Here is a 17,334-nt window from a genome sequence, read left to right as displayed (position 1 = left end):
GATCAGGGTCATGAACCGGGCTAGGGCCTCAGCCGCCGCCGCGCTGGTAGGTGCCGCCGCTCAGCCCCAGCGCCGCATTGATGAAGGCCAGATGCGACAAGGCCTGCGGGTAATTGCCATAAAGCCTTTGCCTGGGAACATGATATTCCTCGGCCAGCAGCCCGACGTCATTGGCGATATCGGCCACGCGCTGCATCATCGCGCGGGCTTCCTGATGACGATTCTGCATTTCCATGCAACTCGCCAGCCAGCAGGCGCAGGCGATGAAACAGCCTTCCTCGCCGCCGAACAGCGGTGCGCGCTTGCGCCGCACCAGCCCGCCTTGCACCAGCACACGCTCAATCTCGGCGATGGTGGCGCTGATGCGCGGATCCTCCACCGGCAGAAACCCAACCAACGGCAAAAGCAGCAACTCCGCCTGAACCCGCCTGGTGCCGTAATAGGCAGTGAAATGCCCGGATTTCGGCGCCACGCCACGCGCGCAGATCTCCGCGTGCATCGCCGCACGCAAGCGCTCCAGCCGCGTGCGCAAAGCCGGATCGCTCTGCGCGGCACTGGCTTTCAGCTTCAGGAACCGGTCCACCGCCACCCAGGCCATCACCTTGGAATAGACATAATGGCGCGGCCGCCCGCGCGACTCCCAGAAGCCCTGATCCGGAGTCCGCCAGCTTTTCTCGACATGCTCGACCAGCCGGCGCTCGATCTCCATCTCCCAGCCATTGCGGTCAAGCCCGGCTTGCTCGGCGAGGTGGGAGCTATCAACAATTTCCCCGAAAATATCGAGCTGCCGCTGCCCCGCGGCCTGGTTGCCGATACGCACCGGCAACGCCCCTTCAAATCCCGGTAGCCATTTCGCCCACCTTTCCTGCATATGCCGCCCGCCATCCACCCGGTAGGCAATGCGGATATGCTCCGGCGAATTACCGATGGCGCGCAGCAGCCATTGCAGCCAGGCCTTGGCCTCGCCGTCGAAGCCCGCATTGAGAAAGGCGGTGAGTGTGAAGGTGGAATCACGCAGCCAGCAATAGCGATAATCCCAGTTCATCCGTCCGCCCGGCTTTTCCGGCAGCCCGGCGGTGCCGGCGGCGAGGATGCCGCCGCTTGGCATGTAGGTGAGCGCTTTCAGCGTGATCAGCGAGCGGCGAACCAGATCCGGCCAGGGTGTTTCGCGTGTGAAGGCTGAAATCCAGTCCAGCCACCAGCTCTTGGTCTGGCGCAGCAGCGCGTGCGCATCCAGGGCTGGGGGCAAGGAAGCGGTGGAATCGCCATGCTGCATGCAGAACACGACCTGTTGCCCAGCGGCGAGAGGAAACGCGGCACTGATCGTACCATCCTCTTCCCGCAGCGGGATATCGGCGCGCACCACCAGCAGATCCGGCCCGATCCGCCCGACCAGAACGCCTTCCTCACGGCTATACCAGGGCGCCACCCGGCCATAATCGAAACGGGCGCGCAGCGTCGTGCGCATCTCCACCACTCCCGACAAGCCGGAGACGATGCGGACCAGGCTTGAATGTTTGCCCTCGCGGATCGGCATGAAATCCGTCACCAGGCAGGCCCCGCCCTCCGTGCGGAATTCGGTTTCCAGCACCAACGTATCGCCGGCATAGCGCCGGCGCGTCTCTTCTGCCGGCACCTGCGGGCAAAGCTCCCAGCTGCCATGCTCCGGCCGGCCGAGGAGGGCGGCAAAACAGGCATCGCTATCGAAGCGTGGCAGGCAGAGCCAGTCGATGGCGCCGTTCAAGCCGACCAGCGCCAGGCTCTGGCCGTCGCCGATCATCGCGTAATCCTCGATGCGTTTGGCCATGAACAGCGCCTCCCTACATCATCCTGGCGCGCAGATTGAACAGCACCACCAGCGTGCCGCCCACCATCAACGCGATGATCAAGCTCGAGAACAGCACCAGCATCAGATCGGCCCGGGCCGAGCGCTGAAGGCTGAGATGCAGGAAACAGCGCATATGCACGATGATCTGCGCCAGCCCCAGCACCAGGATGATCGCGAAGATCGTCTGCGGCGCGGCCAGGCGGAAATAGACCAGCGCGAAGGCGGTGAAGGTCAGCGCCAGGGCCAGGGCATAGCCCAGCGCGTAGGTGAGAAGATCGCCGAGGACCGGGCGCAAACGGTTCATGCCAGCAGCCCCCGCAGATAGACGATGGTGAAAATCGCCACCCAGACGACATCGAGGAAATGCCAGAACAGGCCGAGCCGGATCAGATTGATCTTGACCCGTTCATCGATACCGTGAATGGCGAGCTGCACCGCCATGATGACAATCCAGATCAACCCGCAGGTGACATGCAGCCCATGCGTGCCGACCAGCACGAAGAAAGACGAGAGCGCGCCGCTCGCCTGCGCGGTTTCGCCATGCGCGACCATGTCGGTGAAATCGCCGATTTCCAGGCGTAGAAACCAGGCGCCGAGCAGGAAGGTGACGCCAAGCCAGCCCCATATCCAGCGTCGGGAGGCGCCGAGTTTCAGATTCAGCGACACCATGCCGTAGGCAAAGCTGCTGCTGAGCAGCGCCAAGGTTTCCAGAAAACAGGAGCTGAATTTGAAGTCCGTATGCGGTGCCGGCACGCCAGCCGTCGCATCCAGCATGGTGCCGTAGATGGCAAAGAGCAGCGCGAACAAGATCGCATCGCTCATCAGGAACACCCAGAAGCCGAACACGTCGCTTTCCACCTGCGCCTGTTTTTCCGGCGGATGGTTTGCAAGATTCAGCCCGGCATGCAGCAATTCCGGTTCATTCACTCCGGCCATATCGCGCGCCCCTCATTGCTCGGTGTTTCCTCAAGATGGCGCGACACCGGCGTCGCCGCGGCGGCGATGGCCAGCCAATGGCGATCCTGCGCCTCGATCTCAGCGGCGGGAATGATCTTGTGCAGATCACGCTGGAAGCTTCTCACCAGGCCGGCGGCGATACTGAGCAGCCCGAAAAGGATGGCCATCCACCAGATATGCCAGACCAACCCGAAGAAGCACACCGCCATGCCAAGGCCAAAGATCAGCCCCCAGCCGGTATTTTTCGGCATCTCGATGTCGCGGTAATGATCCGCCGGCTTGTAGGCGCCGTGATTGCGCTTGCGCCAATAAAACGCATCGCGATGGCCAACCTGCGGGATGGAGACGAAATTATATTCAGGCGGCGGCGCGCTGATCGACCATTCCAGCCCGCGCGCATCCCAGGGATCGCCGACGGGCACCGCCAGCATATCGCGTTTTTTCACGCTCACCCAAACCTGAATGAACAGGCTGGCGAGACCGGCCAGGATCAGGAACCCGCCGCACATCGCCAACAGCAGCCAGGGCTGAAAGGCCGGATTGCTGAATTCCACCGTGCGCCGGGTGGCGCCATCCGCCCCCAGAACATAAAGCGGCATGAAGGCCATATAGAAGCCGACCACCCAGAAAAACACCGCCCGCTTGCCCCATTTTTCTTCCAGCCGGAAACCGAAGGCTTTCGGGAACCAATATTGGCAGCCGGCGATCATGCCAAACAACGTGCCTGGGATCAGCATGTTATGAAAATGCGCGACCAGGAACAGGGTGTTGTGCATCATGTAGTCGAGCGGCGGCGTGGCGAGGATGATGCCGCTCAACCCGCCAATGACGAAGGTGATCAGAAAGGCCAGCGTGAACAGCATCGGCGCGGTATAGCGCACGCGGCCGCGAAACATCGTCCAGGTCCAGTTATAAAGTTTCACCCCTGTGGGAATGCCGATCAACATCGTGGCGATGCCGAAAAACGCGTTCACATTCGCACTCTGGCCCATGGTGAAGAAATGATGCAGCCAGACGGTAAAGGACAGGACCGCGATCGCCATCGTCGCGATCACCAGGGACACATAGCCGTAAAGCTCTTTCGACGAGTAGGCCGAGACCACTTCGGAATAGACGCCGAACGGAGGCAGAATGAGAATATACACCTCCGGATGGCCGAACAGCCAAAACAGATTGACGTAATTCATCATGTTGCCGCCGAGATCATTGGTGAAGAAATGCATGCCCAGATAGCGGTCGGCGGCGAGCAGCAAGGTGGCGACGGTCAGCGGCGGCATCGCGAAGATCATCAGAATGGCGGTGCACAAGGCGGTCCAGCTGAACAGCGGCAGGCGCATCCAGCTCATGCCCGGCGCGCGTAGCTTGTAGATGGTGACAGCGAAATTCAGCCCTGTCAGCATCGCGCTGAGGGAACTCATCGTCACCGCCCAGATCCAGTAATCCGGCCCGACCCCGCCATTGAAAGCCAGCTCCGTGTAGGGCGGATAGCCGCTCCAGCCGCCGGTGGAAAACTCGCCGATGACCAGCGAGACCATCACCAGCACCGCGCCGCCGACCGACAGCCACAGCCCGACCGAGTTGAGGAACGGAAACGCGACATCCCTTGCGCCGATCTGCAAGGGCATGGCGAAATTCACCAGGCCGGAGATCAACGGCATCACCACGAAGAAAATCATGATGGTGCCATGGGTGCTGAAGAATTGCGCGAAATGATCCGGGGCGAGGATACCCGGCGCGTTCACCGCAAGGTCCTGCTGAACGCGCATCAAAACCCCTTCGATGACGCCGCGCACGATCATCACCACCGCGAGGCAGACATACATGATGCCGATGCGCTTATGATCGAGGCTGGTGAACCATTCGCTCCAGAGATAGCGCCATTTGCGCAGCCAGGTGACCAGCCCGAGCCCCGCCAGCGCGCCGAACACGGCGATCATCGCAGCCGCGCCGGCGATGATGTTGCTGATCGTCGGATCCTGCCAGGCCTTCACCACCGGCAGATCGATCCAGACGAAACGGCCGAAGAGACTATGCCAAACCATGCTATCCATGTGCGCCGGCCTCGTGATGCTGGGCGAGATATCCGGGCTGGATTTTCTGCGCCAAAATATCCTTGAACAGATCCGGGGCGAGCTGCCCAAAGACCAAGGGATGATCGACCAGCGATTGCCGGGAGAGATTTTGGTAGGCGGCCGCATCCATGCTCGTGCCGCTCGTCTGCGCCTGCGCCACCCAGCTGCTGAAATCCGGGGCCGTCATCGCCTGGATGGTGAATTTATCGGCATGAAATCCGTCGCCGTTATATTGGGTGTTTTCGCCGAAATAGCTGCCGGGCTTGTCGATTTCGAAATTCAACCTTGTGCGCATGCCGGCCATCGCGAAAATCTGCCCGGCCAGGCGCGGCATCAACAGCGATTGCATCACGGTGCCGCTGGTCAGCTGAAATTCCACCGGCGTGCCGGCGGGAACGACCAACTGATTGACCGTCGCGATATGCTGAGCCGGATACAGAAACAACCATTTCCAATCCAGCGCCACCACCTGCACCTGCAAAGCCGGCAAGGTGCTGGCCACGGGTTTGTAGGGATCAAGCCGGGTCGTGTAACGCACCAGCAGAACGGAAAGCGCCACCACCACCAAGGTGGGAGGAATCCAGATCAGCCCTTCGAGAATCCAGCTGAACCCCCATTGCGGGCGATAGGCGGCGCGTTCGTTGGAGATGCGATAATGCCAGGCGATCAACGGCACCAGAATGAAAACCGGAAGCCAGACCAGGACGAGAATGGCGCTGACAATCAGAAATTCATGATGCTCGAGATTGGCGATGCGCCCGGCCGCCCCGCCGAGAAACCCTCCTGAGAGCGCGCCGCACCCGCTGAGCGGCAGCAGACAAAGCGTGAGGACAATGCCCGCAAGCCCGGGGCGAGCCTGCCGCGCTCCATGCAGCACCATCGCTTTTCCGCGAGAAAAAATGCCCAAATCCGCCATGCCGCATCCGTCCACAACCCTTTCGGAAATAAGCCCGGGGGGCATGAAATGAACCTATGTGGCGGTTTCGTAATCCAATGTTGGGTTTTACGGTGCTGCAAACACCCCGCGCCGCTCACATCGGAATGCGCCCGATAGGTCAGATCATCGCCTCTTTTCATTTCAATATATATTGAGATATTGAACCGTTATGGATGAAGCCCACGCCCTCGCTGCCTTTGCCGCCCTCTCCCAGGAAACCCGCCTGCGCATCGTCAGGCTGCTGGTGAGCGCCGGCCCGGAGGGCATGGCCGCCGGGGCGATTGGGGAAGCGCTGGCGGCCAGCTCCTCCCGGCTCTCTTTCCATCTGTCGCAGCTGGAGCATGCGGGGCTGATTCAGTCCCAGCGGGAGGGCCGCTCGATCCGCTACAGCGCCCGCTATGAGTCGCTGTCCGGGCTGATCGCCTTCCTGATGCGCGATTGCTGCCAGGGGCGCCCGGAAGTCTGTGCCCCCGCCGTCAACGCCCTGGCCGCCTGCTGCCAAACCCCATGAGGAGCGCATAATGACCGTCACCATCTACCACAACCCGGCCTGCGGCACCTCCCGCAATGTGCTGGCGATGATCGAGAATAGCGGCGCGCGGCCGCGGATCATCGAATATCTGAAAACCCCGCCCAGCCGGGGGGCGCTGGCCGGCCTCATCGCCCGCATGGGCATCCCGGTGCGCGCCCTGTTGCGCGAGAAAGGCACGCCCTATCACGAGCTTGGCCTGGATGACCCGGGGCTCAGCGATGACGCGTTGCTGGATGCGATGATGGCGCACCCGATCCTGATCAACCGCCCCATCGTGGTGACGGAGCTGGGCGTGAAGCTATGCCGCCCCTCGGAGCTGGTGCTCGAGATTCTGCCCGCCCCGCAGCGCGCCGCCTTCGCCAAGGAGGATGGCGAGGTGGTGATCGACGCAACTGGTCAGCGCGTCGGCAAGCCCGGCCATGCGTAAGCCGGCGCGCATGGGCGTGTTTGAACGCTATCTCACCCTCTGGGTGGCGCTGTGCATCCTCGCCGGCATCCTTCTGGGGCAGCTCATCCCAGCGCTGTTCCAGACTCTTGGCGCGGCGACGCTGGCGCAGGTGAATCTGCCGGTCGCCCTGCTGGTCTGGCTGATGATCGTACCGATGCTGTTGAAAATCGACCTCGCGGCGTTGCGCCAGGTCGGCCGGCATTGGCGCGGCATCGCCACCACTGTCGGGGTGAACTGGCTGGTGAAGCCGTTTTCCATGGCGCTGCTGGGCTGGCTGTTCATTGGCCATCTCTTCCGCGCCTGGCTGCCGGCGGCGCAGATCGACGGCTACATGGCCGGGCTGATCCTGCTCGCCGCCGCCCCCTGCACGGCGATGGTCTTCGTCTGGTCCAACCTGGTCGAGGGCGAGCCGCATTTCACCCTCTCGCAGGTGGCGCTGAATGACAGCATCATGATCGTGGCCTTCGCCCCCCTCGTCGCGCTGCTGCTAGGGCTGTCCTCGATCATCGTGCCCTGGAACACGCTCATCATCTCCGTGCTGCTCTATATCGTGGTGCCGGTGGTGGCGGCCCAGCTCTGGCGCCGGGCGCTGCTGAAAGCGGGCGGGCAAGCCGCGCTGGCGGCGACGCTGCGCGGGCTGGGGCCGCTCTCGCTGCTGGCGCTGCTGCTCACGCTGGTGCTGCTGTTCGGGCTGCAGGGCCATCAGATCGTCAGACAGCCCGCCGTGATCCTGCTGCTGGCGGTGCCGATCCTGATCCAGGTCTATTTCAATGCCGGGCTGGCTTATTGGGTGAACCGGCGGCTCGGCGTTGAATGGTGCGTGGCCGGGCCCTCGGCGCTGATCGGCGCCAGCAATTTCTTCGAGCTGGCGGTGGCCACGGCAATCGCGCTGTTTGGCTTTCAGTCCGGCGCGGCGCTGGCCACGGTGGTCGGCGTGCTGGTCGAGGTGCCGGTGATGCTCTCGGTGGTGCAGATCGTCCGGCGCTCGCGCGGCTGGTATGAGCGGGGGCAGGCATGAGCCTGCGCCGCCGCAATGACCGTGCGTAATGGACACGCGGAAAGGGCAGCATGATCACTCCTCACAGAACCGCTGTCCGCCGCTTCGTTGCGCCGTTGCCCTCAACGCCCATCGGTTGTGACGATAAAAACTACTCCAACCGCTTAGAGCAATATGTGTTTAGGTTGACGCGGTAGCGTCAAGATAAGCACATAAAATTGCTCGAAAAAACAAAAGCTAGAGCATCAAGCTAAAAGCTTGATGCTCTAGCGATCGCCCGCATCCACACCACCACGGCGCTCGCCCCCGCATCTGGAATGCCGATCGCCCGCGCGCCGATATAGCTGGCGCGGCCCAGGCGCGGTGTCATCTGTGCGGTCGCCGCGGTGCCGGCCTCGGCCGCCTCCAGCGCGGCGCGCCAGGCGCTGGCGCCATCCTTGCCGGCCTCGATCGCCTGGGCAAACGCATCCGCCGCCGGGCGCAGCGCGTCGAACATGGTGCGGTCTCCCGGTTTGGCGCCGCCGAGTTCACTCACGCTGGCAACCGCGATCAGGAAGGCCTGCGCCCAGTCTTGCAGCGCGGGCTCAGCGGCGCCGCCCAAATAGCGCGCGGCGCGCAGCAAGGCGGTGGCGTAGAACGGGCCGGAACTCCCCGCGATCGCCCGGCGCAGCGCGCCGCTCATCGCGCTCAGCGCCACGCCCGGCGCGGCAAAGGCCGCCTCTGGCAAGGCCCGCAGCGCCGCCGCGCCGCGTACGAAGCTGATGCCGAGATCGCCGTCGCCCGCGGCGCTATCCAACTCAGTCAGCCGCTCCTCTTCCGCCTCGAACGCGGCGGCGATGGCCAGCACCGCCTCACGCAAGGCCGGTTGGGCGCGGCGATCAGCGTCCAACGCATGGGCATCCGGCTCTGACGGCACGGGCACGATCACGCGCGGCGCCACCACGCCGGAGCCTGGCCAGGCCGGGGCGTCCGTCGCCGCATCCAGCGCCTGCAGCAGCTCATCGTCCAGAGCCAGCACCGAGAGCGAGCAGCCGGGCATTTCCAGCGCCGTCAGCAGATTGCCGCTCCAGGCGCGCGCAACCTGCAGCCCGCGTTCGCGCAGCAGCGCGAAGGCCTTGCGCGCCACCACGGCCAGCTCCATCGGCGTGGTGCCGCCCAGCCCGTTCACCAGCAGCGCCACATGCGCGCCCGGCTGCAGCCCGGCATCGTCCAGGATACTGTCCAGAATGGCGGTGACGAACGCATCGGCAGATGCCATCGGCACGCGGCGCACCCCGCGCTCGCCATGGATGCCCAGCCCCAGCTCGGCCTCGCTCTCCTCCAGCGTGAAGCCGGGGCGCCCGGCCGCCGGAACCGTGCACGCCCCCAGCGCCACCCCCATGCTGCCAACCCCATCGGCGGCGGCGCGGGCCAGGCTGGCCACCTCCGCCAGCTCCTTGCCCGCAGCGGCGGCGGCGCCGGCGACCTTATGCACCAGCACGGTGCCGGCAATGCCGCGCCGGCGGGCCGGCTCCACCGTGTCGCGCAGCGAGACATCATCCGCCACCACCACGATCTCCACCGGCAGCCCCTCGGCGCGGGCAAGCTCCGCCGCCAGGCCGAAATTCAGCCGGTCGCCGGTATAATTCTTCACGATCAGCAAGGCGCCCTTCGGCCCGCAGACGGCGCGAATGGCGGCCAGCACCGCATCAGCGCTGGGCGAGGTGAACACATCCCCGCACACCGCCGCATGCAGCATGCCATGCCCGACATAGCCGGCATGGGCCGGCTCATGGCCGCTGCCGCCACCGGAGATCACCGCCACCTCGTGACGTTGCAAAAAGCCGGGCAGGTCGGCGCGGACGATCACATCCTCGCCCTCGAGCAAGGCCTGGCCGGGATGCAGATCGACCAGCCCTTCCAGCATTTCACGGACCACCGCACGCGGATCATTGATGAGCTTCTTCATGGTGTTTCCTTTTTGATGGCCGCCTTGTTCTGGCGGATTGTCGTTCAGATGTAACCAAGCTGCGCCGAGATCGAGGAGGCCGCTTCTATCACGAAGGGGCGGCGGGCCTCCAGCCTGATCTCATTCATGCCTCTGGCGGGGCAGCTGACACTGGCCGTCTTGAATATATGCCCCCACCGGGACCGTTATGCCGCCCCTCAACGCCACCCGCCAGCTGCAGCGGGCTCATCGTCATCCGCTCGCAGGGGAAGGTGGCGTTGATCATCGCCATCCTGCTGCGTGAGCGCATTTGCACGACGCGATGAAGGCGACAGGATCATGGCCTCGATGATTGTCATTAAAACTGCATGCCCCTGTCATTCGCCTGCCATGGATGGCCACTAGATACCCCGGCGACTCAACAGGGATATTGAAATGATCAAGTCGCGTCTGCTGCTCGGCACCGCCTGCAGCTTCATTGCCTTCGCCGCCGCCGCGCAGACCGCCACCACTTCAACCTCAATCGAGGCGATCAGCAAAACCGCCGGCGGCACCAGCGCCGCCGCGAAGGCGCCCGTGAAAGTGCCGCTTAAATCAACCTACTCCGCCAGCGTGATCTCCAAAAAAACCGTCGAAACCGCATCCCCGGCGGCGACGGCGCAGGATATTCTGCGGCGTGAACCGTCGATCTTTGTGACCAATAACGGCCCGGGCGGCGTCAACCAGCAGGTGACGTTTCGCGCCTTCAATTCCTCGCAATTCTCGGAAACCTATGATGGTGTCGGCCTCAATGACGCCTTTAACGGCGCCGTCACCGCGCAAGCGGATAATGACAATAATACGCTGATCACGACGAACGATTTCGAAAGCGTTCAGCTTTTCCGCGGCATCAATAATCCGGCCAATAACAGCTACGATTCGCTGGGCGGCACCATCAACTACGTCCCCCGCAAACCAAGCAACGAGGCTAATGCCGAAATCGGCGGTGGTTATGGCTCGTTCGATACCGCCAATTGGCACGCCACCCTGAACACCGGCCTGTATCACGGTGTAAAGCAGATTTTCTCCTTTGCCCGCCAGACCAGCAATGGCTGGACGCAGATGGACAAGAACAGCGGCTCCAACGTCTATTATGGGGTGGACGCGCCGTTGAATGGCGGCAACACCAATCTCTATGGCTCGTTCATTTTCAACCAGGCCACCGGCCTGGTGAATCAGTATCAGCCGGTGGCGCTGCTGCACCAATATGGCGACAATTTTCAGCTGCCCAGTTCAGATTATTTCAAGCAGAACAACTCAACCAATTTCGCCGGCATTGCCGGGATCACCCAGCAGATCACGCCGTATCTGAGCGCTGACCTGAAGGGATTTTTCTCCACCGATGATTATAACCGCAACTCCTTCTGCAACAAGAGCTTCGCGGCAAGCTATCTGTATCCCGTTAGCGATTGCAGCCATCGCCCCTATCATCTTTACGCTTATACGGCGCAGACCTTCGGCGTGCAGCCCAGCGCGACGCTGGATCTCCCCTTCAATACCGTCAAGTTTGGTGGCAATCTGACCATCTCGCATCTGCATTCGCGGGAATATTTCTCAGCCACCTCGCCGGTCGTGCCCGATCCGCAACCCGATGGCAGCGGCAATGATTTCTGGAACGAGCATGATTACCGCTCGCTCTTCTCGATCTATACCCAGGACGAGATCAGCCTGCTCAATGATAAGCTCAAGATCACGCCCGGCGTGAAATATCTCCTGGCCAACACCAAGGACACCGACCAGGCGGCTTATTACTACTCCACCGGCGGCAGCGTCTCCAACACTGAGCATTATCTGGCGCCAACCCTGGGGCTCAGCTACGAAGTGCTGCCTGGCCTCGACGCCTACGCCGCCTACGGCCAGAACGTAAAATTTCCAGAGATCACCGCTTATTATGGAAATATCGATACCGGTGCGAATTTCAACACTATCGTGCAGCCGCATACCTTGCCCGAGTATGTTCAGGATTATGAGGCGGGTCTGCGCTATGAGCGCGGCAGCCTGACCGTGGAAGGCAATTATTATCGCGAATATTTCACCAATACCTTCCAGACCTACACTGACAGCGCCTCCGGCAATTCCTACACCACCAATGGCGGCAACTCGGTGTTCGAGGGCGAGGAGTTGCAGCTGGGTGACGATTTTGGCGGGCTGCGGGGCGTCCCCGGTGACTTCGCCGGCTATCTCAACTACGCCCATAATACCGCGACCTATACGCAAAACTACTACACGAATGGCGCGCTCGAATTCAGCAAGGGCGAAGGTGTGGGCGGCGTGCCGGCCAATCTGATCAGTGCCGGTGTGAACTGGACGAAGGGTGGATTTTACGCCGCGCTCGACGCCAATTATGTCGGCAGCCAGGAGATTTTCTATGACAGCCACGCCTCCTCCACCGGTGCGGCGAATATCCCTTCGGGTACCCGCGCGGGCGGCTATGTGCTGACCAACCTTACCCTGCGCGACAGCGTGCCGGTTCATGCGGGGCTTATGAAGGCGCTGGTGCTGTCATTGCATATCGATAATCTGTTCGGCGTGCGCTATTATGCGCAGTCGCAGATCAACCAGGATGCCAACGGCAATTATTATAAGGAAGCCATCATGGGCGCGCCCCGCGCGGTCTATGGTGATGTCACGGTCAAGTTCTGAAGTGCGGGCTGCGGCGCGCCTGGCGGTGGTCATCCCGTCCAGGCGCGCTTTGCGATGAAAAGGATAATGGAACGATTTTGAAGGACCAAGCTTTCATCAGCGTGCCCGGGCCGGACCGGTTTGGCCGCGCCCTGCTGATCAGCTTCCTGCTGGAAGCCCTGGCCATTGGCGGTTTCGTGCTGGTGCCGCCGGCGCCGAAGCCGGTGGCTGCGGTGGTTGTGCGGGTGAAGATCGACGCGCCCCCGGCGCCCAAGCCGGTGGTGCAGCCGCCCCCGCCAAAACCGGCTCCGCCCCCGCCGCCAATGCCCCCGCCGCCGGTCCCGGTGCCAGCCCAACTGCCTCCGCCGCCCGCTCCCCATCCCAGCCATCGGGTGATCCGGCACGTTGCGCATATTCCGCCGCCGCCTGCCCGGCCTGTATCCCCCATGCCGACGCCGCCGGCTCCGCCCACCCCGGCCCCCGCCGCACCACCTCCCGCGCCGATCGCCTCGCCCACGGTGATGGCGCGATATGCCAGCGAGGTCCGCGCTGACGTGCTGGCACAGCTGACGGTGCCGCAAATACTGATCGATGCCGGATTGTCAGGCGATTGTGTGCTGGAATTCACGGTGGCGCCGGATGGCACGCTGCTCTCTGCCAGCCTGTTGACCAAGAGTGGCCTGAGCGCCGTCAATCAGGCGGCGCTGGCGGCGCTGCGCGCCGCGCGCTTGCCGGCTTTCCTGCCGGGCATGCCGGCCGGGCCACACCGCTTCACCTTGCCCGTTCACGTTGCCGGCAACAGCTAGCATCGCAGATATGATTTGTCGCTTTGGTTTGCCTCCCTCGCGAGCGTAATAGGCGTTGAGGTTGACGCGACAACGTGACCCTGAATGCATGAAATTGCTGGCCAAAACATGCGTCGAGCGAGGGGTGTAAACCCATCTCGCTCTACTCATGATTTAGAGGCGGATTCAGACATAAGATGCTATCGCGCAGCGATTCCATCTTATGTCATCCAGCTCTGGAGAATCGACAATCTCGCCTGGCGCCGTCCTATACTCCTTCACGCGCACGGATCATCTCCATCAGCGGCCGCAACCCTGGTTCATTCTGCCGCCTGCTGGCGAAATAGGCGTAGAATCCTGGGCCCGTGGAAGCCCATTCCGGCAGCACAACCTCCAGCGCGCCGCGTTCGATCTCGTCTTTCACCCGCCGTTCCAGCACATAGGCCAAACCAAGCCCATCAATGGCAGCGGCGATGGTCGTCTCGGTATTATTGACCTGCAATGGGCCGGCTACATCCAACCGGAGCTGACGCTCACCATCGCCCAATTCCCATTTATAGGAGGTATTATTCCCCAGCCGAACGCCGATGCATGGCAGGCGCGCCAGCGCCCGCGGCGTTTCTGGCCGCCCATGCCTGGACAGAAAGCCTGGCGCTCCCACCACCACCCAGCGCAGCGGGCGGGTCAGTGGCACGGCCACCATATCCTGCGGCACGGTACCGCCATAACGTATGCCGGCGTCAAATCCCTCGGCGATGATATCAACGGGCCTGTCCTCCACGCTCAGGACGAGTGCCACTTGCGGATAATGCGAGGCGAATTCCGCCAGCACGGGCGAGAGCAGCAAGCGCGCGGCGTCCAGCGGCACATTGACACGCAACAGCCCTGAGGGGTTCTGGCGGTAGCTCTCTATGCCCGAAAGCGCCGCGCCGATGAGGTCGAACCCCTGCTCCAGGCGTTGCGCGAGCTGCTCCCCTGGCGCCGTGGGCATGACCGTGCGGCTGGTGCGGTGCAGAAGCCGCACCCCCATCCTCATCTCCAGTTTGCGCATCGCGTGGCTGAGCGCGGAGGTGGTCACCCCCAGCTCTATGGCCGCGCGCTTGAAGCTGCGATGCCGCACGATGGTGGCGAAGATTTGCAAATCGGGCAGGTCGAAGCGGTTCAACATGGCGTTTCCAACGTTGAATTGAGATCAAACCTGCCTTGAGTCAATCTCAACCCCTTGACATGGCGCAACCGGCCCCGCCCCCCTATGAAAAACGCTCTCACGCCAAAATGCAGAGGAACACGACATGCAGAGCACCGGCTATCATTTCTTCGATCTGGCTGAAATCAAATCCCGGTTTCCCGCCACGGCGGAATCGATGATCATGGATGCCTACCTCTCAGACCACGATTCCGCCAGCGCCCGGCTTTTCCGGCTCTATCATCCGCTGCCGCGCCATTATCATCTCACCTGCGATGAGCATCTTCTGCTGCTGGAGGGTGAGGTGGAGTTCGTGATCGCCGATGAAGCACCGAAGCGGTTGCACGCGGGCCAGATGGTAACCTTCCTGCGCGAGACGGTGCATGCGATCATGCCCGTTCCCGGTGCTCCGGCGATTTTCCTTGCCGTCGACACCCCCCGCCGCTTTCCGCAGGATGTATATTTCGTGGATCCGCTGTCCACCCCCGCCCGGGCCTTCGTCACTCACCTCTCGGATTACGGCGCGCAGTCTGGCTGACACCCGGCCATTCAACGCCTCGTTGAACCAGGTTCAACCAAACCCGGTGGAAGATCCTGCATGGGGGTCTATCTTGTGGGCTGGACCCCATCGCAGTGCCGGTGGTGCCAGAGCGCCCGGACTGAATCTGACAGGAGTGAGACATGGAAACCATCACCATCGGCAAGAGTGCCGTCGTCACCTCGCGCATCGGGCTCGGCACCTGGGCCATTGGCGGCTGGATGTGGGGCGGCACGGATGAGGCGGAGTCCATCGCCACCATCCAGAGCGCTGTGGCGCGCGGGATCACCTTGATCGACACGGCGCCCGTCTATGGCTTCGGTCGGTCGGAGGAGATTGTCGGCAAGGCCATTGCGGAGGGCGGGCTGCGGGATAAGGTGCAGATCGCCACCAAGCTCGGCCTGGCCTGGAAGGACGGCAAGGTGTTCCGCGATGGGCGCCGGGCGCGTATCCGCCAGGAAATCGAGGACTCCCTGCGCCGCCTGCGCACCGACCGGATCGACCTCTACCAGGTGCATTGGCCGGACCTGGAAACGCCGCTTGAGGAAACCGCCGAAACGCTGGAGACATTGCGCCGCGAGGGTAAGATCCTGTCCATCGGCGTCAGCAATTTCTCGCCCGCGCAGATGGACGCGTTCCGTACCGCCGCACAGCTCGACGCGATGCAACCACCCTATAATCTGTTCGAGCGTGGGATTGAGGCGGCTGAGTTACCATATGCCGCCAATACCGGCCTGACCGTGCTGAGTTATGGCGCGCTGTGCCGCGGCCTGCTGAGCGGGCGGATGAAAGCGGATACCGTGTTCGAAGGCGACGATCTGCGCCGTAACGACCCGAAATTCAATGGCGAGCGTTTCACCCAATATCTCCAGGCGGTGGAGGAACTCCGCGAGCTGGCGCAAAGGCGTTACGGCAAATCCGTGCTGGCGCTGGCCCTCCGCTGGGTGCTGGACCAGGGGCCGACCATCGCGCTCTGGGGCGCGCGCAATCCCAGCCAACTCGACCCCGCGAAGGATGCCATGGGCTGGACTTTGGATGCCGAAGGCAAGACGGAGATCGAAGCCATTCTCGCGCGCTGCATCAAGTCTCCGGTAGGCCCGGAATTCATGGCGCCGCCGCGCAAGCGTCCGGAACAGGTTTAGCGCTTCAAGCTTTTAGCTTGATGCCCCAACTTTTATTTCGGCGAGAAATTTCATGTGTTTTATCTTGAGGCTGCCGCGTCAAGATAAACACATATTGGTCCAAGTGACGCCATTCATTCAGTTCGAGGAGAGGGAAGATGGAATATCGCGTGCTGGGCCATTCCGGCCTGAAAGTTTCAACGCTCATTCTGGGTACGATGACCTTCGGCGGCCAGGGCAATTTCTCCAAGGTCGGAAATGCCGGCCTCGAACAGGCGCGCCGCCAAATTGACATGAGCCTGGAGGCGGGGGTGAACATGCTGGACACGGCCGATATCTACTCCAACGGCGTCTCGGAGGAGATCATCGGTCAAGCCATCGCCGGGCGGCGCAACAAATTGCTGCTCGCCACCAAAGCGCGGTTTCCGATGCGTGAGAAAGGGCCGAATGACCGTGGCCTTTCCCGCCAGCATCTCATCCGCGCCTGCGAGGACAGTCTGAAGCGGCTGAAAACCGACCATATCGACCTCTATTGGTGCCATGAATGGGATGGGCAGACGCCGGTGGAAGAGATATTGCGCGCGCTGGACGATCTGACCCGCGCAGGCAAGATCGGCTATGTAGGCGTTTCCAATTTCTCCGGCTGGCATGTGATGAAGATGCTGGGCGCCGCCAAGACGGAGGGGCTGGTACGGCCGATTGCGCAACAGATTTATTACAGCCTGCAAGCGCGCGATGCGGAATATGAGCTGCTGCCGATCGCGGTGGACCAGGGGGTGGGCGCGATCATCTGGTCACCTCTCGCCGGCGGGCTGCTCTCGGGCAAATATCGTCGCGGCAAGCCGGAGCCCGACGGCACGCGCCGTGCCGCGCAATGGCAGGAGCCGCCTGTGCGCGATGTTGAGGCGCTCTACGATATCATTGAGAAAATCGTGGAGATTGCCGCAAAGCGGGGCGTGACTTCGGCGCAGGTGGCATTGGCCTGGCTGCTGACGCGCCCTGGTGTCTCGAGTGTGATCGTCGGTGCACGCACCGAGGCGCAGCTGGAGGATAATCTTCAAGCCGCCGCGCTGGTTCTGGAACCGGGCGAGATCGCGGCGTTGGAGGCCGTCAGCCGGCCGCCATTGCTCTATCCGTACTGGCACCAGAAGGCCACCGCGTCCGACCGGCTTTCACCGGCCGATCTGGTGCTGATCGGCCCGCATCTGGACGCGTAGATTCGAAATGAAAGCCTAGCATCCGGTGCGCATCTCCGCAGGCTGCACGAGACGATTATTCGTGTTGCCCGCGGCCATTCCCGATGCAGGCTGTCCTTCCTTTGGAGAGCTCGTCACCGGATTTAGAG

At 62.6% G+C, this 17,334-nt stretch carries 15 protein-coding genes; 8 read left to right on the top strand and 7 right to left on the bottom strand.

Annotated features, from left to right (window positions below):
• Window positions 1-28: 28 nt before the first annotated feature.
• From MXAZACID_RS00865 to MXAZACID_RS00845, 5 genes are read right to left on the bottom strand one after another with little or no spacing between them, the layout of a single operon-like run.
• Window positions 29-1,807: a glycoside hydrolase family 15 protein gene (locus MXAZACID_RS00865; protein WP_008492106.1), complete on the bottom strand. Its 1,779-nt coding sequence runs from the start codon at window positions 1,805-1,807 to the stop codon at window positions 29-31.
• A 13-nt stretch (window positions 1,808-1,820) separates the two neighbouring features.
• Complete coding sequence (locus MXAZACID_RS00860; protein WP_008492105.1) at window positions 1,821-2,132, bottom strand: cytochrome o ubiquinol/quinol oxidase subunit IV; 312 nt, start codon at window positions 2,130-2,132, stop codon at window positions 1,821-1,823.
• Window positions 2,129-2,764 carry a cytochrome c oxidase subunit 3 gene (locus tag MXAZACID_RS00855; RefSeq protein ID WP_008492104.1) on the bottom strand — a complete coding sequence of 212 codons (636 nt, stop codon included), beginning with the start codon at window positions 2,762-2,764 and terminating at the stop codon, window positions 2,129-2,131. Before MXAZACID_RS00855 ends, MXAZACID_RS00860 begins: the two co-directional genes overlap by 4 nt.
• Window positions 2,752-4,836, bottom strand: coding sequence for a cbb3-type cytochrome c oxidase subunit I (locus tag MXAZACID_RS00850; RefSeq protein WP_008492103.1), 2,085 nt, complete (start codon window positions 4,834-4,836; stop codon window positions 2,752-2,754). Before MXAZACID_RS00850 ends, MXAZACID_RS00855 begins: the two co-directional genes overlap by 13 nt.
• Window positions 4,829-5,737: a ubiquinol oxidase subunit II gene (locus tag MXAZACID_RS00845; protein ID WP_051060239.1), complete on the bottom strand. Its 909-nt coding sequence runs from the start codon at window positions 5,735-5,737 to the stop codon at window positions 4,829-4,831. Before MXAZACID_RS00845 ends, MXAZACID_RS00850 begins: the two co-directional genes overlap by 8 nt.
• Before the next feature lie 226 nt (window positions 5,738-5,963).
• On the opposite strand from MXAZACID_RS00845, the gene MXAZACID_RS00840 reads away from it, so the two are divergent.
• Genes MXAZACID_RS00840 through arsB form a run of 3 tightly spaced genes read left to right on the top strand, consistent with a single transcriptional unit; the run spans window position 5,964 to window position 7,792 of the window.
• Window positions 5,964-6,305 (top strand): helix-turn-helix transcriptional regulator, encoded by a 342-nt coding sequence (locus tag MXAZACID_RS00840; RefSeq protein WP_008492101.1) that lies wholly within the window; start codon window positions 5,964-5,966, stop codon window positions 6,303-6,305.
• A gap of 10 nt (window positions 6,306-6,315) precedes the next feature.
• Window positions 6,316-6,753, top strand: coding sequence for an arsenate reductase (glutaredoxin) (gene arsC, locus MXAZACID_RS00835; protein WP_008492099.1), 438 nt, complete (start codon window positions 6,316-6,318; stop codon window positions 6,751-6,753).
• A gap of 10 nt (window positions 6,754-6,763) precedes the next feature.
• Window positions 6,764-7,792: an ACR3 family arsenite efflux transporter gene (gene arsB, locus MXAZACID_RS00830; RefSeq protein WP_008492098.1), complete on the top strand. Its 1,029-nt coding sequence runs from the start codon at window positions 6,764-6,766 to the stop codon at window positions 7,790-7,792.
• Between the two features lie 229 nt (window positions 7,793-8,021).
• Here arsB and MXAZACID_RS00825 read toward each other — a convergent pair whose 3' ends face one another.
• Window positions 8,022-9,719 (bottom strand): dihydroxyacetone kinase family protein, encoded by a 1,698-nt coding sequence (locus MXAZACID_RS00825; RefSeq protein WP_008492097.1) that lies wholly within the window; start codon window positions 9,717-9,719, stop codon window positions 8,022-8,024.
• Window positions 9,720-10,133: 414 nt separating this feature from the next.
• Between MXAZACID_RS00825 and MXAZACID_RS00820 the strand changes: the two genes are divergently transcribed.
• Complete coding sequence (locus MXAZACID_RS00820) at window positions 10,134-12,380, top strand: TonB-dependent receptor domain-containing protein (RefSeq protein WP_008492096.1); 2,247 nt, start codon at window positions 10,134-10,136, stop codon at window positions 12,378-12,380.
• A 77-nt stretch (window positions 12,381-12,457) separates the two neighbouring features.
• Window positions 12,458-13,165 carry a TonB family protein gene (locus MXAZACID_RS19055; protein WP_008492095.1) on the top strand — a complete coding sequence of 236 codons (708 nt, stop codon included), beginning with the start codon at window positions 12,458-12,460 and terminating at the stop codon, window positions 13,163-13,165.
• 247 nt (window positions 13,166-13,412) lie between these two features.
• Here the strand turns inward: MXAZACID_RS19055 and MXAZACID_RS00810 are convergent, their stop codons facing one another.
• The gene (locus MXAZACID_RS00810) at window positions 13,413-14,312 is read right to left on the bottom strand and encodes a LysR substrate-binding domain-containing protein (protein WP_008492094.1); all 900 of its coding nucleotides are present in this window, start codon (window positions 14,310-14,312) and stop codon (window positions 13,413-13,415) included.
• A 124-nt stretch (window positions 14,313-14,436) separates the two neighbouring features.
• Between MXAZACID_RS00810 and MXAZACID_RS00805 the strand changes: the two genes are divergently transcribed.
• The 3 genes from MXAZACID_RS00805 (at window position 14,437) to MXAZACID_RS00795 (ending at window position 17,206) form a co-directional block, all read left to right on the top strand.
• On the top strand, window positions 14,437-14,868 hold the full coding sequence (locus tag MXAZACID_RS00805) for a cupin (protein ID WP_008492092.1): 432 nt from the start codon (window positions 14,437-14,439) through the stop codon (window positions 14,866-14,868).
• 143 nt (window positions 14,869-15,011) lie between these two features.
• Window positions 15,012-16,010, top strand: a complete 999-nt coding sequence (locus tag MXAZACID_RS00800; protein ID WP_008492090.1) for an aldo/keto reductase — start codon at window positions 15,012-15,014, stop codon at window positions 16,008-16,010.
• A gap of 137 nt (window positions 16,011-16,147) precedes the next feature.
• Window positions 16,148-17,206 carry an aldo/keto reductase gene (locus MXAZACID_RS00795; protein WP_008492089.1) on the top strand — a complete coding sequence of 353 codons (1,059 nt, stop codon included), beginning with the start codon at window positions 16,148-16,150 and terminating at the stop codon, window positions 17,204-17,206.
• Window positions 17,207-17,334: the final 128 nt, after the last annotated feature.

Source organism: Acidocella sp. MX-AZ02, from assembly GCF_000306035.1.
Lineage (GTDB): Bacteria > Pseudomonadota > Alphaproteobacteria > Acetobacterales > Acetobacteraceae > Acidocella > Acidocella facilis.
The sequence above is the reverse complement of the archived record's forward strand: the minus strand, read 5'-3'. Positions and strand labels throughout refer to the sequence as shown.

Excerpts from the sequence above, each read along its gene's own strand:
- MXAZACID_RS00865 (WP_008492106.1), bottom strand. The coding sequence starts at position 1,807 with ATGGCCAAACGCATCGAGGATTACGCGATGATCGGCGACGGCCAGAGC.
- MXAZACID_RS00860 (WP_008492105.1), bottom strand. The coding sequence starts at position 2,132 with ATGAACCGTTTGCGCCCGGTCCTCGGCGATCTTCTCACCTACGCGCTG.
- MXAZACID_RS00855 (WP_008492104.1), bottom strand. The coding sequence starts at position 2,764 with ATGGCCGGAGTGAATGAACCGGAATTGCTGCATGCCGGGCTGAATCTT.
- MXAZACID_RS00850 (WP_008492103.1), bottom strand. The coding sequence starts at position 4,836 with ATGGATAGCATGGTTTGGCATAGTCTCTTCGGCCGTTTCGTCTGGATC.
- MXAZACID_RS00845 (WP_051060239.1), bottom strand. The coding sequence starts at position 5,737 with ATGGTGCTGCATGGAGCGCGGCAGGCTCGCCCCGGGCTTGCGGGCATT.
- MXAZACID_RS00840 (WP_008492101.1), top strand. The coding sequence starts at position 5,964 with ATGGATGAAGCCCACGCCCTCGCTGCCTTTGCCGCCCTCTCCCAGGAA.
- arsC (WP_008492099.1), top strand. The coding sequence starts at position 6,316 with ATGACCGTCACCATCTACCACAACCCGGCCTGCGGCACCTCCCGCAAT.
- arsB (WP_008492098.1), top strand. The coding sequence starts at position 6,764 with ATGGGCGTGTTTGAACGCTATCTCACCCTCTGGGTGGCGCTGTGCATC.
- MXAZACID_RS00825 (WP_008492097.1), bottom strand. The coding sequence starts at position 9,719 with ATGAAGAAGCTCATCAATGATCCGCGTGCGGTGGTCCGTGAAATGCTG.
- MXAZACID_RS00820 (WP_008492096.1), top strand. The coding sequence starts at position 10,134 with ATGATCAAGTCGCGTCTGCTGCTCGGCACCGCCTGCAGCTTCATTGCC.
- MXAZACID_RS00810 (WP_008492094.1), bottom strand. The coding sequence starts at position 14,312 with ATGTTGAACCGCTTCGACCTGCCCGATTTGCAAATCTTCGCCACCATC.
- MXAZACID_RS00805 (WP_008492092.1), top strand. The coding sequence starts at position 14,437 with ATGCAGAGCACCGGCTATCATTTCTTCGATCTGGCTGAAATCAAATCC.
- MXAZACID_RS00800 (WP_008492090.1), top strand. The coding sequence starts at position 15,012 with ATGGAAACCATCACCATCGGCAAGAGTGCCGTCGTCACCTCGCGCATC.
- MXAZACID_RS00795 (WP_008492089.1), top strand. The coding sequence starts at position 16,148 with ATGGAATATCGCGTGCTGGGCCATTCCGGCCTGAAAGTTTCAACGCTC.